The following is a 15034-nucleotide window of genomic DNA, read 5'->3' on the forward strand; positions in this document are numbered from 1 at the left end:
TCCGGTTGACATATCCAATCATCCACCGCAATTGTCGGCGGACGGTGGGAGCGTGCTGACCATGGACATCGCAGGCAAGACCGCAGTGGTCACCGGAGCGGCCGTCGGCATCGGCCGGGCGATCGCCGTCCGCCTGGGCGCCGCCGGCGCGATGGTGGTCGTCGCCGACCTCGACGCGGCCGGAGGCGAGCAGACCCGCAGGCTGATCGGGCCGACGGCGCGCTTCGTCCGGGTCGACATGCGCGACGACGAGGCGGTGCGCGCGCTGATGGCATGTCAGCCACAGATCCTGGTCAACAACGCCGGCGGCGGCGCGGTGCTGCGCCCCTGCTTCCCGGATGCCTCGGTCGAGCGCTGGACGGCGTCCCTGGAGGTGAATCTGCGCGCCCCGATGCTCGCCACCCACCTGGCGATCCCGGGGATGCGGGCCGCGGGCGGTGGTGCCGTCGTGAACATCGGCTCCACGGCCGGGGTCGGCTCCGGGTCGCACGTGTCCCCGGAGTACAGCGCGGCGAAGGCGGCCCTGATCCGCTTCACCACGACGTTGCGCGACCTCGACGGCGTCCGGGTGAACTGCGTGGTCCCCGACTGGGTCGCCACGCCGCGCGGGATCCGCGAGCGCGCGGCACTCCCACCGGCCGAGCGCGGGCCGGCCCTGGTCCCGCTGGAAGCGGTCACCGACGCGGTGGTCGGTTTCCTCACCGACGAGTCGCTCACCGGGCGCGTCGTACTGCTGGAACGCGAGGCGGAACCGCGCTGGCTGAACTAGGTGGTGGCAGACCCCGGCGGCTGGCACCATTCCGTCATGACGCGCCCAGCGGTGGCCGCCTTCGCGGTCCGACCGGTCATGACTGTCGCGCTCGTCGTCGGTGCGGTGCTGACCGCGCTGTCCGGGCGCTACGGCTACCACCGGGACGAGCTGTACTTCATGGTCGCCGGCCGGCACCTCAGCTGGGGGTACGTCGACCAGCCGCCGCTGACCCCGTTCATCGCGCGCGTCTCGACCGCGGTCTTCGGCGACACCGTGATGGGACTGCGGGTGCTGTCCACGCTGAGCACGGTCGCGACGATCGTCGTCGTCGCGCTGATCGCCCGCGAGTTCGGCAGCGAGCGACGCGGGCAGATCCTGGCCGCGATCTGCGCCGCGGTGTCCGGGTTCGTCCTCGGCGTCGGGCATCTCGTCTCCACAGCGACGTACGACCTGCTCGCCTGGATGCTGATCGGTCTGTTCGCCGTGAAGCTGCTGCGGACCGGCGACGGCCGCTGGTGGCTCGCGCTCGGCCTGACGGCCGGGATCGCGCTGGAGAACAAGTACCTCGTCGTACTGCCGATCGGCGCCCTGCTCGTGGCGCTGCTGATCGTCGGTCCGCGCGGCGTACTCAGGTCCTGGTGGCTGCTGGCCGGCGTGGCCGTCGCGGGCCTGATCGCCCTGCCGAACGTGCTGTGGCAGTTCCAGCACGACTGGCCCCAGCTGAAGGTCGCGGGCGGCATCAGCGAGGACGACGGCACCGAGAACCGGATCATGTTCGTCCCACTCCAGATCCTGCAACTGTCCCCGTTCCTGGTGCCGGTCTGGATCGCCGGGTTCCGCCGGATCTGGGTCGGGCTGCCGTGGGCGCGAGCCGTCGCACTCGCCTACCCGGTGCTGTGCGTCATCGTCCTCGCGGCCGGCGGCAAGTCGTACTACGCACTGCCGCTGCTGCTCGTCCTTGTCGCGGCTGGTTGTGAGCCGACGCTGCGATGGATCGACCGGCATCGCGCAGCGGCTGTCGTCGGTCTGGTCCTGACCGCGCTGACGTCCGCCGTCTTCACACTCCCCGTGCTACCGGCGTCGGCCGCGGACTTCGTCATCCCCGTGAACAAGGAGCAGGGCGAGCAGATCGGCTGGCCGGCTTTCACCGCGTCCGTCGCCGCTGCGTGGGACCGGATTCCGGCCGACGAGCGATCGACCGCGACGCTCTTCACCGGGAACTACGGCGAAGCCGGCGCACTCGTCCGGTACGGGCCCGCGCACGGCCTGCCCGCGCCGTACTCCGCGCACATGAGCTTCTGGGACTGGGCGCGGCCACCCGACACCAACACCGGCCCGGTCCTCCTCGTCGAGCTCGAACGGACGCCGATCTTCGAGTCGTACTTCCGCGACTGTGAGCAGGTCGGCACGATCGACAGCATCGTCTCCAACGACGAGGACGGGACGGCGCTCGTCCTGTGCGCCGGGCCGAGCGAGGCGTGGTCCACGCTGTGGCCGAAGGTCCGGCAGTTCTACTGATCGCCGTACGGTTGGACGATGCTCGACGTACCGGCCGGATTGCTGTTCCTGCGTGACGACCGGGTGGGCAGGCGGTGGCACGTGGACCTGCCCGCGTTCCGGCTGGCGCAGTACCCGGTCGCGCGGGACGGGCTGCCGCTGTGTGGCGTCAGCTGGTACGACGCTGTTGCCTTGTGCAACGAGATGTCGGTGTCGGCGGGGCTGCCGGTCGCCTATTCGATCGACGGCCCGGAGGTGAGCTGGGACCGGTCTTCGCCCGGGTACCGGCTACCGACCGAGGCTGAGTGGCAGTACGCGTGCACCGCCGGGTCGGCCGGGTATCGCTACGGGCCACTGGACGAGATCGCCTGGTACGTCGGGAACTCCGGCGGGCGTGCACATCCGGTCGGCCTGCGGGCGCCTAATGCGTGGGGGTTCCACGACATGCTCGGCAACGTGTGGGAGTGGTGCTGGGACCTGTACGACCCGGAGACCTACGGGTCGTACAGGATCTTTCGCGGGGGTGGGTTCGCCGATGAGGAGCGCTCGGTGGGGTCCACTGTGCGGCGGCGGTCGCATCCGACGTTCGCGATCGAGGATCTGGGGTTCCGGGTCGCGCAGTCGATCGTCGGCTAGGGCTTGAGCGCGATCTTGCCGACGGTGGCGCGGGCCTCGAGTTCCTGGAGGGCCTTGGGGCCGTCGGCGAGGTCGTAGACGGTCGGACGCCCGGGCGGGTAGACGCCGGCCGTGATGAGTTCGTTCAGCTCCGCGAGTACTTGCGCGAACAGCTCCGGTGCCTGCTGGATCGTGGTCGTCAGGTGCTGGCCGATCACGTGCACCGGGTGCTTGAAGTTGAGCTCCCAGTTGGTGATGGACGCCTCGCCGGCCGCGGCGCCGATCACGACGACCTTGCCGGTCACCCGGCGCGCGACCTCCACGCTCCGGCGGAACGTGTCGCCGCCGACGGATTCGAGCACGATGTCTGCGCCACGGCCGTTCGTCAACCGGCGCACCTCGGCGACCAGATCGGCGGTTCGGTAGTCGACGACGTGGTCCGCGCCAAGTCGCCGTACCACGTCGTGCTTGGCGGCGGACGCGGTCCCGATGACGGTCGCGCCGTAATGCTTGGCGATCTGCACCGCGGCCTGCCCGACACCACCCGCGGCCGCGTGGATCAGCACCGCGTCGCCCGCCTTGAGTTGCCCGAGGGGCCGGAGGGAGACGAGCGCGGTGGCCCAGTTGAGCACCAGCCCGAGCGCTTCCTCGTCACTCCAGCCGGCCGGCACAGGTACGGCAGCATCGGCGGGCATCACCACATACTCCGCGAACGCCCCGGCCCCCGTGCCGATCACATGCTCCCCCACGGCCACGCCCGTCACGCCCTCCCCCAGCGCAACCACTTCACCAGCCGCCTCGAACCCCGCGACGTACGGCGGCGTGGGCCCACCGTCGTACGTGCCCCGCGTCTGCATCACATCAGCAAAGTTCACCCCCGCAGCACCAACCTTGACCAGCACCTCCCCCACCCCGGCCACGGGCACCGCCACATCCCCGACCCCCATAACCCCAGGCCCACCCACCGACGGCTGCACCAACGCCCGCACGCCCCACCCCATCTCGATCTGTTTGACCAAGATCGTACATCTGTTCGCCCCACATCAAACTGATCCCGCCCGCAGCGGCCACATCAGCACCTCGACAGGACAAGTCCCCCACCATCAGCCGATCCCACGCTCAGCAAACCCCGAAGCCACCCGCAGTGGACGCATACGTACTGTCCACCTGCAGACCCAGGTTGGGCTTGAGCGGTTACCTCATGTCCCGGGCGGGGCGCGACTAGATCGCCTGGCGGCGCCTGCTGTCAGGTCAGCCGTGGCGCCCGAGGTTTGTGGCCGGCTTGCGTGCTGAGGCTGGGCGGGTGGGCTGGCTCGGGCGGGGTGATTGGTGTCCGCGCGCGGGGACAGTAGCCTCAGGCAGACCCGGGCACATCAGTTCACAAGCCACCCCAAGACCCGCGGGTGAACGAACCGCCCGCCGAAGGCCCGCGGGCGAACTAACCGCCCACTGAGACCCACGCACCGTGCTAACCGCCCACCCAACCCACGGGGGACGCTCACCAGCCGCCCAACCCAACACGCGCGCGGCGAATGCCAACCTCAGCAGGTGATTCCCGCAGGTGAGCTGCTCCACCCAAGGCAGCCACCGCTACCGAGCACCCCGCCTACCCAACCCCCGTGGCTGACCTGACCGCGCCAAGCCAACCACCGCCACCGCCGTGTAACACGACGAAGGCGACCCGGTCCGCGGTCTGCGCGGACACGAGTCGCCTGTCGACTTGGTGGACGATACTGGGATCGAACCAGTGACCTCTTCCGTGTCAGGGAAGCGCGCTACCGCTGCGCCAATCGTCCAGTGGAACCTGATTGAGGTTCTCGAGGTGGAGACGGGATTCGAACCCGTGTACACGGCTTTGCAGGCCGTTGCCTCGCCTCTCGGCCACTCCACCACTGAGAAAGCTGGCCTGCCGAACCCTCTCCGAGCGGACGACCGGGTTCGAACCGGCGACCTCAACCTTGGCAAGGTTGCGCTCTACCAACTGAGCTACGTCCGCATCGCGCCCGGTTTCGGTGTCCCCGGCGCGAGAAGAACACTAGCCCATCTCCGCCCCAGTTCAAAAACCGGGGTCCCCTGCCGGTCGACGTACCGTCATCGGCTGCTCACCTTCGGACTGCCGCGCAACCCCGGATCACCTGCCTACTAAGGTGATTCCCGGAAGGAGCACCACATGCGTATCTGGCTCAACGGCGCCCTGCTGGACGACGAGGCGACGGTCTCGCCGCTGGACCACGGGCTGACCACCGGTGACGGCGTCTTCGAGACGATCAAGATCGAGAGCGGCCGCCCGTTCGCGGTCCGGCGGCATCTCGACCGGCTGGTCCGTTCGGCGGTCGGGCTCGGCCTCCCGGCGCCGGACGTCGCCGCGATCGAGGCGGGGATCGACGCGGTGGTCGAGGCGGATCCGGGGATCCCGTTCGGCCGGCTGCGGATCACGTACACCGGCGGGGTCTCGCCGCTGTCGTCGGACCGCGGTACGTCGGGCCCGACGGTCCTGGTCGCGACGCAGGAGATCAAGCGCCCGGCGCCGGTGTCGGCGATCGTCACCGTGCCGTGGGTACGCAACGAACGCAGCGCGGTCGCCGGCCTCAAGACGACGTCGTACGCCGAGAACGTCCGTGCGCTCGCCTACGCGAAGGAGCGCGGCGGCAGCGAGGCGATCTTCGCGAACACGATCGGCAACCTCAGCGAGGGCACCGGCTCGAACATCTTCTGCGTGTACGACGGGGAGCTGGTCACGCCGACGCTCGCGTCGGGCGCGCTGGCCGGGGTGACGCGTGCGCTCGTCCTAAAGTGGTTCGGCGGCGTCGAGCGCGACGTACCGCTGGAGCGGCTGTTCGAGGCGGAGGAGATCTTCCTCACATCGACAACCCGTGACGTGCAGGGCATCCAGCGTGTCGACGACCGCGACCTGCCGGTGCCCGGCACGATCACCGGCCAGGTCGCGAAGATCTTCGCGGAACGCTCCGCCGAGAACCCCAACCCCTGAACCGCCGGAACCGGGTCGGTCGGTCGGTCGCAGAACCGGACAGCCCGCGGAACCTGTGGTCCCGCGGGCTGGAAATCGGTCCTACTCTCCGGACGCCTTGCGACGCTCCCGGTACGCCGCGACATGCAAGCGATTGCCACACGTCCGCGCATCGCAGTACCGCTTGGAACGGTTCCGCGACAGATCGATCAAGGCGTCGTCACAGTCCGGCGCCTCGCACCGGCGCAGCCGTTCTCGTTCGCCGGCGGAGATCACCTGGGCGAGCGCGATCCCGCACTCCACGGTGATCCGGCAGGCCAGCGACGCGCCGTCGCGGGAGTAGTGGATGTGCCACGGGTGCCCGTCGTGGTTGGTCAGCCGCGGAGTCGACGTACCGCGGGCGATGATCGCGTTGATCATCGACGCCGCGGACGCGTCGGAGTCCGTGGTGAACACCGGCGCGAACAACGGGCGCAGGTCCCGGACCTCGGTCAGGTCCTTGTCCGTCAGCATGTCGACCGCGCTGAACTCCCGTTCCTGGACGAACTTCTCCAGTTCCTCCAGGGTCTCCAGTGAGTCGACCTGACTGTTCGGTCCGGGCATGGTGTTGACGAGCCGGACCAGCGTCCCGAGCGCCTGCTCGGTGTCGTGCGAGAAAGTCACAATCACGTCTCCAACGCGACGGGATCTCCGTCCTGCAGCAAGAGTAGCCCGGCCCGATTAGATCGTCGCTTCATCATGCGCTATGGTTTCACCCGCAACACCACACAGGAAACATCAGCACCACCCCGGGCGATTGGCGCAGTGGTAGCGCGCTTCGTTCACACCGAAGAGGTCACTGGTTCGAACCCAGTATCGCCCACGAAGTCGATAGGCGGCGTGTGCTCGCGGAAAGCGCGAGCCGCGTCGCCTTCGTCATTTTGTGCGGCTGCGCTTCGCTTGCCGCCGGCGGGGGCTCCGCCACCCGCACCCCCTGCGCCATCGCTTCGCTCGGCTCCGGTGGTTGGGTTGGGCAGTCAGCTCACCTGCGGTGGTTGGGTTGGGCAGTCGGCTCACCTGCCGTGGCTGGGTAGGGCAGTCAGCTCGGCTCCGGTGGCTGGGTTGAGCAGTCGACTCACCTGTGGTGGTTGGGGTTGCTGGACGACTCAGGCGCGGTGGTCGCGCCGGGTGGTCAGGCGGGGCGGCTGCTCGATCAGCTGCCGCGGGACGGCGACGTCAAGCGTCAGTCCAGCCAGCGGCCGTTCTCGAACAGCACGCGGTTCTTGAGTTCGTTGACCTCGCGCCAGGCCTGGATCTTCGTCGGGGTGACGCGGAAGAACGGGTAGTTGGCCAGGGGGCGTGGGTCGAAGCCGGCCTTGGCTGCGAACGCCTCGCCCTCGGTGTCGGTCGGCTCGACGACCTCGACCGTGCCGGCCACATGGATCACGTCGCGTACCTCGCCGAGCGTCAACTGGACGACCGGATTCGCCAGCAGGTTGCGACCGGTCGGGTTGGTTCGCGCGGTCGACAGCAGCAGTGTCCCGTCGGTCCACAGGAACGAGAGCGGCATCAGGTACGGCGTACCGTCCGGCGAGGCCGTGGACACCCAGGCGTCGACGTCCTGCGCGAGACGGGTCAGGGTGTCCTTCTTGCGCACGTCCAACGGGCGGGCTGCTGCCGTCATCGCTCACTCCTCTGTCACATGTGCTCCGCGTGGTCCGTCAATCATCTGACGGCGCTCGGCCGGTCAGTGTGACAGGTGAAGGATGTGGTCGTGATGGGCGGGGACGACTGGCTCGCGACGCGGTTCGAGCAGAACCGGGACCGGCTGCGGGCCGTCGCGTACCGGATCCTGGGATCCGAACCGGAGGCCGAGGACGCGGTCCAGGAGACCTGGATCCGGCTCAGTCGCAGCGACACGGCCACGATCGACAACCTGGGCGGATGGCTGACCACCGTGGTCGGGCGGATCTGTCTCGACATGTTGCGGGCGCGGCGCGGGCGGCCCGAGCTCCCGGTCGCGGACCATTCGCCGGTGCTCGCCGACGACGTCGTACCGGATCCTGAACTCGAAGCGATCCAAGCGGATTCCGTCGGGCTGGCGTTGCTCGTCGTCCTCGAGACCCTGTCGCCGGCGGAGCGGCTCGCGTTCGTGCTGCACGACCTGTTCGCGGTGCCGTTCGAGGACATCGCGCCGATCATCGGCAAGTCCCCGGCCGCGGCCCGGCAGATCGCCAGCCGGGCGCGACGGCGGATCCGCGGTACGCCGGAACCGGCCGGCGTCGACGTGGCGCGCCAGAAGCAGGTCGTGACCGCGTTCCTCACCGCGGCTCGGGAGGCGGACTTCTCGGCGTTGCTCGAGGTGCTGGATCCGGAAGTCGTCGTCCGGGCGGACGCGGGAGCCGCGGCGTACGGCGGCCCGGCGGCGGAGGTGCTCGAGGGCGCGGCACGCGTTGCGCAGGTCTTCTCCGGGCGCGCGGCCGCGGCGAAGCTGGTTCTCGTCGACGGAATGCCCGGGCTGGTGTGGATGCGTCGCGGCGAACCGCTGATTGTGTTCTCTTTCACCGTGGTCGACGGGCGTGTCGCGGCGATCGATCTCCGGGGCGACACCGAGTACCTGGAAAACGTCGATCTGGTGACAGTGAAGGGCTAGTTCGGCGGCGTGGCGAGTGGACAGAACAGGTGGGACTCGTGTGACGGATGGGGTGCTGATCACGCTCGTCGCGAGGTAGTGGAATCCGGTTTTTGTCCGGGCGGAAAGTGCGCTACTGTTCTGCTCTCGCACCGAGCGGAAACGCCCCGGAGCGAAGCGCGGACGTAGCTCAGTTGGTAGAGCGCAACCTTGCCAAGGTTGAGGTCGCCGGTTCGAACCCGGTCGTCCGCTCGGAGAGGGTTCGGCAGGCCACCGTCCTCACAAGGGAAAAGGCCTCAGTGGTGGAGTGGCCGAGAGGCGAGGCAACGGCCTGCAAAGCCGTGTACACGGGTTCGAATCCCGTCTCCACCTCGAGAACCTCAATCAGGTTCCACTGGACGATTGGCGCAGCGGTAGCGCGCTTCCCTGACACGGAAGAGGTCACTGGTTCGATCCCAGTATCGTCCACGCGAAACAGGCGGTGTGTGCGGAATGCACACACCGCCTGTTGTCATTTCAGGGCCCGCGTCTGGGCCGCGATGGCCAGCAGGAGGACTGCGGCGCCCAGTGCGGCTGGTGCGGTGAGGTGTTCCTGGAACGCGAGGATTCCGATTGCTGTGGCTACTACGGGTTCCAGCAGGGCGATCACGGCGGCTGTTGATGCTCTGAGGGTTCTCAAGCCTGCGTAGAACAGGGTGTAGGCGAGAGCTGTGGGGATCAGGCCGAAGTACGCGATCAGTAGCCAGCCTGTGAGCGTCGTGGGAAGGGCTGCGAACGGGGCCAGGAACAGCGCGCCGCTGGTGAAGCCCAGGAGGGCGGCGGTGAGCGGGTCTGGGGTGTTGCGGTTCAGGAGGGTTGTCAGGGAGTAGCCGGCTGCGGAGAGGACGGCGGCTGCTACGCCCGGGAGGCTTGCTGTGCCGCTGGTGACCGACAGCAGGGTCAGGCCGGCGACGGCTGTGAAGAGTGCTGGGGTTAACCGTTCGCGGGCGGCGACGCTGATGAGGATGGGCGCAGCGCCGAGCGCGATCACGGTAGCTATGCCGACGCCCACGCGTGGAATCGCCATGAAGTAGCCAAGCTGACAGACAGCCAGCCCCAAGCCACTCGCCACGTGCCGCGACGGGCGGGCCGCGAGCAGCGACCGCATCGACGCACCCCGCGGCACACCAAGGCGCGAGGCTGCACCCCCACGACGGGGGCCAAGAGGCCAACAGCACGGCCTCGCGGCCGCACGACTTCCGGCAACTGTTGCGCGGCGTGCGGTGTGGGTGGTTAGTAGACGGGCGAGAGCCAGCCAGGCTGCGGCTGATGCCAGGCGCCAGAAGGAGGTGGCTAGTGGGGTGAGGCCCTGGTGCGACAGCAAGGCTCCGGTGGGGCCGCCTGTGCCCCAGGCGATGGCGGCGATGACAACAGAGACGAGGGCATGCCTCGTCGAGGGACGGTGGTGCATCGAAGGCTCCGGGAAGGTGTTCGCAACGAAGGATGGGGGCGTCTGCGAACAGCCCGGAGGAGCTCAGGACCAAGAAAGCCTGAGCCGGGAAGGAAGCCGTCCGCCTAGGCGGCGGTCGGCGGTGTGATGATGCGATGCACGAGCAAGGACCTTAGCCAGTCCCCCGCCCGAACGGCGAGCGGATTTACATCCGCAGGTACGAGCCGCCGTTGAAGTCCAGCACCGTCCCGGTGGCGAACTCGGCCTCGGGGGACGCCAGGTACATGATGGCGGCCGCGACCTCGGACGGGTCGGCCACGCGTTCGAGCGGGCTCTCCAGGCGGCGCCGGTCGTAGCCGTCGCCGGTCAGGTTCACCGCGGCCATGTCGGTCACCGTCCACCCCGGCGCGATCGCGGTGACCGCGATCCCCTCCGGCCCGAGCGCCCGCGCCAGCGACTGCGTGAACGAGACGATCGCCGCCTTCGACGCGCCGTACGCCGGCTGGTTCGGCTCGCCGCGGAAGGCGCCGCGGGACGACACGTTCACGATCCGGCCGCCGCGCGTCATGTGCCGCACCGCGCACCAGGTGACGTTGGACGGGCCAACGAGATTCACCGCGAGCGTGTCCGCCCACGCCTGCTGCCACTCGGCGTACGTCGACTCGCGGATCCGGTGCGGGTGGTAGACGCCGGCGTTGTTCACGAGGATGTCGATCCCGCCGAGCGTCCGGGCGGCGTCGTCGACCGCGGCCCGGATCGCCTCCGGGTCCGCGAGATCGGCCTGGACCATCACGTGCCCGGTCCCCGGAAGCTCCTTGAGGACCTGGGCCGCGGCGTCCGGTGAGGCGCTGTAGTGCACCGCCACCCGATCACCCGCCGCCGCGAACGCACGCGCCGTCGCCGCCCCGATCCCCCGCGAAGCCCCCGTCACCAGCACCGATCGATTCATGGAACCGATCCTTTCATCACGAGCGTGGCTTGATGTCCCGCCGGTACGACTTGCTGGCCCGCACCCAGTCCTTCTTCGCCTGCGCCCGCAGCCGCGCGTCGGTACGGCGGGCCATGTACGCCGCCTCGCGCTGCAGCTTCACCCAGCTGTCGTAGCGCCGGTACGGCAACGACCCGTCCTCCAGCGCCGCCTGCACCGCGCACCCGGGCTCCATCACATGCGAGCAGTCCTTGAACTTGCACTGCTCCGCCAGCGTCGTGATGTCCGGGAACGCCGCGGCCAGCCCCTCCCCGCTCTCCTGCAGACCGATCCCCCGCAGCCCCGGCGTGTCGATGACGACGCCGCCGGCGGGCAGCACGATCAGCTCGCGCCGTACCGAGGTATGGCGGCCCTTCCCGTCCTCACGGATGTCCTGCACGTCCAGCAGCTCCACACCGGCCAGCGCATTCACCAGCGAGGACTTGCCGGCGCCACTGGAGCCCAGCAGCGCCAGGGTGGCGTTCCCGTCGAGCAATGCCCGTACGTCGTCCATGCCCGCGCCCGTGGTCGCACTGCACACCAGTACGTCGGCCCCGGGCGCGGCACTCGCCACGTCCTCGGCCACGGACTCGGCGTCGCCGACAAGGTCGGACTTGGTCAGTACGACGACAGGCCGCGCGCCGCTCTCCCAGGCCAGCGCCAGGAACCGCTCGATGCGGACGATGTTCGGCTCCGGGACCAGCCCGACGACGATGGCGATCACGTCGACGTTGGACGCGAGCACCTGCCCGCGCGACGAGCCGCCGACCTCGGCGCGCACGATCGTGGTCCGGCGCGGCAGCACCGACTCGAGCGTGATCCGGTCGTCCGGCCAGAACCGCAGGACGACCCAGTCCCCCGTGCAGGGGCCGGCCTGGGCATCGGAGGCCAGCTCGGCGAGCAGCGCGCCGGACCAGCTGGCACGGACCGGGCCGTCCTCGGTGACAACCGTCGCCAGGCCCTTGTCGACCCGGGCGACGCGTCCCGGCACGAGGTCCTCCGGGACGGACTGCAGAAACTCGGCCGTGGAACTGTCGAGTCCCAGGGCCTGAAGTGTGGCTGACATGCGGCGAACCTTTCCGAGGGTCCGGCCGCGGGATCAGGTCAGCGGACGGACGGTGTAGGAGACAACGGCCCGACGGGCCTCTCGCAAGCTCATGGCGGTTGCCTCCTTCCGGGTTCCAGCGGTCCCGAGCCGGGGACCGTGTGTCGCGATGCCGTCAGCCTAGGTCGTCGGGGTCGCCCTGCGCACCGGATTTTCCGACCGACGCGGGCTTCCGCGCGGTCTCGCGCTCACCGTCAGGTTGAGGTTCGGGTGCGGGTCGGGCCGCCGCCTTGGGCGGCCGCTCGGACAGCTTCTCGATCTTCCGCCCGACCGCCGCCTCCGGCCGCTCGTCCTCCACCACCGGCGTGAGCGTGTGCTCGTGGTGGGGGTCCGGCTCCGCCTTCATCACCGGCTCGACCTCGTCGCCGGTCTGTTCGGGAGCGGTTTCCTCGGCAGCGGCCTGCTTGACCTCGGCGACCTGGGCCTTGTGCGGCCACAGCCGGTCCACGACCGCGTTCAGCGCGGCGCCGATCAGTACGGCGATCGCGGTCATGTAGAGCCACATCAGGACCGCGATCGGCGCGGCCAGCGGCCCGTAGATCGACGTGCCGCCGACCGTGCTCTGCAGGATCCAGCGGAGCACGAAGCTGCCCAGGATCCAGATCGACAGCGCCAGGAACGAGCCGGGCAGGTCCGAGACCCACGGCGTCCGGATCGGCACCGAGAGGTGGTACAGGGTGTTCAGGAAGCCCGCGGACAGGATCGTGACCACCGGCCAGTACAGCTGGTTCAGGAAGTCCAGCCGGTGCGGCAGCAGCGCGTCGACCGCGTCCGGTCCGGCCAGCACCAGCGGCAGGACGATGACGCCGATGACCAGCGCCGCGCAGTACAGCGAGAACGACAGCGCGCGGGTGCGGACGATGCCGCGCTTGCCGCCCATCCCGTACATGATCGTGATGGTGTCGACGAACACGTTCAGCGCGCGGCTGCCGGACCACAGCGCCAGCACGAAACCGATCGAGATGACGTCCGGGCGGCCGCCGTTCAGCACCTGGTCGAGCGTCGGCGCGATCACGTTCTTGATCGAGTCGTCGGTCAGCGCGCGGGCGGCCAGGTCGACGATCTGCTGCTTGATGTCGTTGATCGTCTCGACCTCGAACCACTTGCTCGCGATGTAACCGAGCGAGCCGGCCAGCCCGAAGATCAGCGGCGGCAGCGAGAGGATCGCGAAGAACGCCCCCTCGGCCGCGAGTCCGGTGACCCGGTAGCGCAGACAGACCCCGACCGTCTGGGTGAGCAGCTTCCAGGTCGTCGCGGGGACCTTGCGAACCCATGCCAATGAGAGGGAGCTCCCACCAGTGGGTCCTGCCCCAGAACGTGCCATACCGCTTACCGTACTGACATGGCGGACCCATTCGCGGTAACGAATCAGGCTCCCCCACTGCGGGGCGTGAACTTCTTCACCCACGATCAGCCCCTCGGTGACGCTCTGCGTCCGTACGCCGACCTGACGGCGGATCCCGGCCTGAGCCGGATCGGCGGACTCGCCGGCTCCGAGGAGGCCCGCGCGCACGCACTCCCGGCGAACCAGAACCCGCCGGTCCTGCGCACCCACGACCGCTACGGGAACCGGATCGACGAGGTCGACTTCCACCCGTCCTGGCACTGGCTGATGGAGCAGGCCGTCGGGTTCGGGCTGCAGGCCGCGCCCTGGACGGCCGAGCCGGGCGACCGCCCGGCGCCGCACCTGACCCGCGCCGCCGGGTTCTACCTGTGGTCGCAGGTCGAGCCGGGGCACGGCTGCCCGATCTCGATGACGTACGCCGCGGTGCCGGCGCTCAGGGCGGACGAGCAGCTCGCCAAGGAGTGGATCCCGCAGCTCGCGTCGACCGAGTACGACGTCCGGCGGCTGCCGGTCGGGGCGAAGCGCGGTGTGCTGGCCGGGATGGGCATGACCGAGAAGCAGGGCGGCTCCGACGTCCGGGCGAACCTCACCACCGCGACGCCGGCCGGGGACGTGTACCAGCTGAACGGGCACAAGTGGTTCTGCTCGGCGCCGCAGGTGGACGTGTTCCTGGTCCTGGCGCAGGCGCCGGACGGGCTGAGCTGCTTCGTCGTACCGCGGGTTCTTGCCGATGGCAACCGGAACCCGTTCGCGCTGCAGCGGTTGAAGGACAAGCTCGGGAACCGCTCGAACGCGTCGTCGGAGGTCGAGTTCCACGGCACCATCGGGTACCGGCTGGGTGACGAGGGCGCCGGGGTGCGGACGATCATCGAGATGGTGGCGGCGACGCGGCTGGACTGTGTGCTGGGGTCGGCCGCGCTGCAGCGGCGGGCGCTCGTGGAGGCCGTCTGGCACACGCGGCATCGGTCGGCGTTCGGTGGGTTGCTGGCGGACAAGCCCGCGATGCAGAACGTGCTCGCGGATCTCGCCATCGAGAGCGAGGCAGCAACGGCCCTGGGAATGCGGTTGGCGGCGGCCGTGGACGCTGCGACCGGCGGCGCCGCACAGCAGGCGGCCTTTCGGCGGATCGCTCTGCCGCTCGCGAAGTTCTGGGTGTGTAAGCGGACGCCGTTCATGGTGGCGGAGGCGCTCGAGTGTCTCGGCGGGAACGGGTACGTCGAGGAGTCGGGCTTGCCGCTGCTCTACCGGGAGTCGCCGCTGAACTCGATCTGGGAGGGGTCGGGGAACGTGAACGCCCTCGACGTCCTGCGGGCGCTGCGCAGGCCCGAGTCGCTCGACGCGTGGCTGACCGAGATGGCCGCCGTACAGGGTGCGGACCAGCGGCTGGACGCGGCGGTGAACGACGTACTGCAAGCGCTTGCTGACATCGAGAACGCCGAAGCCGGCGCGCGGCGGCTGGCCGCGCTGATGGCCCTGTGCCTGCAAGCCTCCCTGCTGATCCGGCACTCGACGCCCGAGGTCGCGGACGCGTTCGTGGCGTCCCGGCTGGCCAAGGACTGGGGTGGGGTGTTCGGCACGCTGCCGAGGACGACGCCGTTCCAGCAGATCGTCGACCGCGCGATAGGGTGACTATGCCTTTTCTTTAGGGCAGTCGCGACTGGCGCGCTAGGTGGAGAACCACCGGGGAGCGAAGAACGCGGGCACCGTGCGCCTGGGTGCCGGCGACCCACTGCAACCGCAGGAGAG

At 69.4% G+C, this 15034-nt stretch carries 13 protein-coding genes, 7 tRNA genes and 1 riboswitch; of the genes, 10 read left to right on the forward strand and 10 right to left on the reverse strand.

All coding sequences use genetic code 11. The features are described from left to right. Positions 1 to 61: 61 nt before the first annotated feature. The 3 genes from ABZW60_RS20845 to ABZW60_RS20855 are packed head-to-tail and all read left to right on the forward strand — an operon-like array spanning position 62 to position 2884. Entirely contained in the window at positions 62 to 769 is a 708-nt protein-coding gene (locus ABZW60_RS20845; protein ID WP_355479145.1) for an SDR family NAD(P)-dependent oxidoreductase, read from the forward strand. 36 nt (positions 770 to 805) lie between these two features. Further along, positions 806 to 2269 (forward strand): glycosyltransferase family 39 protein, encoded by a 1464-nt coding sequence (locus ABZW60_RS20850; RefSeq protein ID WP_355479147.1) that lies wholly within the window; start codon positions 806 to 808, stop codon positions 2267 to 2269. Positions 2270 to 2287: 18 nt separating this feature from the next. Next, a complete protein-coding gene (locus ABZW60_RS20855; RefSeq protein ID WP_355479149.1) occupies positions 2288 to 2884 on the forward strand; it encodes an SUMF1/EgtB/PvdO family nonheme iron enzyme in 597 nt (198 codons plus the stop codon). Here ABZW60_RS20855 and ABZW60_RS20860 read toward each other — a convergent pair. The 4 genes from ABZW60_RS20860 to ABZW60_RS20875 form a co-directional block, all read right to left on the reverse strand. Further along, on the reverse strand, positions 2881 to 3864 hold the full coding sequence (locus ABZW60_RS20860) for an NADPH:quinone oxidoreductase family protein (protein ID WP_355480479.1): 984 nt from the start codon (positions 3862 to 3864) through the stop codon (positions 2881 to 2883). The two genes, ABZW60_RS20855 and ABZW60_RS20860, sit on opposite strands and share 4 nt — an antisense overlap. A 720-nt stretch (positions 3865 to 4584) precedes the next feature. Further along, positions 4585 to 4659 (reverse strand) — tRNA-Val (locus ABZW60_RS20865). 24 nt (positions 4660 to 4683) lie between these two features. Then, positions 4684 to 4754 (reverse strand) — tRNA-Cys (locus ABZW60_RS20870). A gap of 32 nt (positions 4755 to 4786) precedes the next feature. After that, positions 4787 to 4859, reverse strand: a tRNA-Gly gene (locus tag ABZW60_RS20875). Between the two features lie 174 nt (positions 4860 to 5033). Between ABZW60_RS20875 and ABZW60_RS20880 the strand changes: the two genes are divergently transcribed. Further along, complete coding sequence (locus ABZW60_RS20880) at positions 5034 to 5852, forward strand: aminotransferase class IV (RefSeq protein ID WP_355479151.1); 819 nt, start codon at positions 5034 to 5036, stop codon at positions 5850 to 5852. Between the two features lie 81 nt (positions 5853 to 5933). Here the strand turns inward: ABZW60_RS20880 and ABZW60_RS20885 are convergent, their stop codons facing one another. After that, a complete protein-coding gene (locus tag ABZW60_RS20885; protein WP_355479153.1) occupies positions 5934 to 6500 on the reverse strand; it encodes a CGNR zinc finger domain-containing protein in 567 nt (188 codons plus the stop codon). Positions 6501 to 6621: 121 nt separating this feature from the next. Between ABZW60_RS20885 and ABZW60_RS20890 the strand changes: the two genes are divergently transcribed. Beyond that, positions 6622 to 6693 (forward strand) — tRNA-Val (locus ABZW60_RS20890). Positions 6694 to 7053: 360 nt separating this feature from the next. Here ABZW60_RS20890 and ABZW60_RS20895 read toward each other — a convergent pair. Further along, a complete protein-coding gene (locus ABZW60_RS20895) occupies positions 7054 to 7494 on the reverse strand; it encodes a pyridoxamine 5'-phosphate oxidase family protein (protein ID WP_355479155.1) in 441 nt (146 codons plus the stop codon). A gap of 75 nt (positions 7495 to 7569) precedes the next feature. Here ABZW60_RS20895 and ABZW60_RS20900 point away from each other — a divergent pair, with 75 nt between their 5' ends. The 4 genes from ABZW60_RS20900 (at position 7570) to ABZW60_RS20915 (ending at position 8910) form a co-directional block, all read left to right on the forward strand. Continuing rightward, positions 7570 to 8463, forward strand: coding sequence for a sigma-70 family RNA polymerase sigma factor (locus tag ABZW60_RS20900; RefSeq protein WP_355479157.1), 894 nt, complete (start codon positions 7570 to 7572; stop codon positions 8461 to 8463). A 158-nt stretch (positions 8464 to 8621) separates the two neighbouring features. Beyond that, positions 8622 to 8694: transfer RNA gene (locus ABZW60_RS20905), tRNA-Gly, on the forward strand. 49 nt (positions 8695 to 8743) lie between these two features. After that, a tRNA-Cys gene (locus tag ABZW60_RS20910) sits at positions 8744 to 8814 on the forward strand. Between the two features lie 24 nt (positions 8815 to 8838). Further along, positions 8839 to 8910 (forward strand) — tRNA-Val (locus ABZW60_RS20915). A gap of 43 nt (positions 8911 to 8953) precedes the next feature. On the opposite strand, the gene ABZW60_RS20920 is transcribed toward ABZW60_RS20915, so the two are convergent. The 4 genes from ABZW60_RS20920 to ABZW60_RS20935 form a co-directional block, all read right to left on the reverse strand. Beyond that, complete coding sequence (locus tag ABZW60_RS20920; protein ID WP_355479158.1) at positions 8954 to 9589, reverse strand: EamA family transporter; 636 nt, start codon at positions 9587 to 9589, stop codon at positions 8954 to 8956. A 487-nt stretch (positions 9590 to 10076) separates the two neighbouring features. Next, positions 10077 to 10820, reverse strand: coding sequence for an SDR family oxidoreductase (locus ABZW60_RS20925; RefSeq protein WP_355479160.1), 744 nt, complete (start codon positions 10818 to 10820; stop codon positions 10077 to 10079). 16 nt (positions 10821 to 10836) lie between these two features. Next, entirely contained in the window at positions 10837 to 11904 is a 1068-nt protein-coding gene (gene rsgA / locus ABZW60_RS20930; RefSeq protein WP_355479162.1) for a ribosome small subunit-dependent GTPase A, read from the reverse strand. A 154-nt stretch (positions 11905 to 12058) separates the two neighbouring features. Next, on the reverse strand, positions 12059 to 13222 hold the full coding sequence (locus tag ABZW60_RS20935) for a YihY/virulence factor BrkB family protein (RefSeq protein ID WP_355479164.1): 1164 nt from the start codon (positions 13220 to 13222) through the stop codon (positions 12059 to 12061). Positions 13223 to 13285: 63 nt separating this feature from the next. Here ABZW60_RS20935 and ABZW60_RS20940 point away from each other — a divergent pair, with 63 nt between their 5' ends. After that, a complete protein-coding gene (locus ABZW60_RS20940) occupies positions 13286 to 14917 on the forward strand; it encodes an acyl-CoA dehydrogenase family protein (protein ID WP_355479166.1) in 1632 nt (543 codons plus the stop codon). A gap of 14 nt (positions 14918 to 14931) precedes the next feature. Next, positions 14932 to 15012: riboswitch (ZMP/ZTP riboswitch) on the forward strand. Positions 15013 to 15034 lie beyond the last annotated feature (22 nt).

The organism is Kribbella sp. NPDC003557 (genome assembly GCF_040610805.1).
Taxonomy (GTDB): Bacteria; Actinomycetota; Actinomycetes; order Propionibacteriales; family Kribbellaceae; genus Kribbella.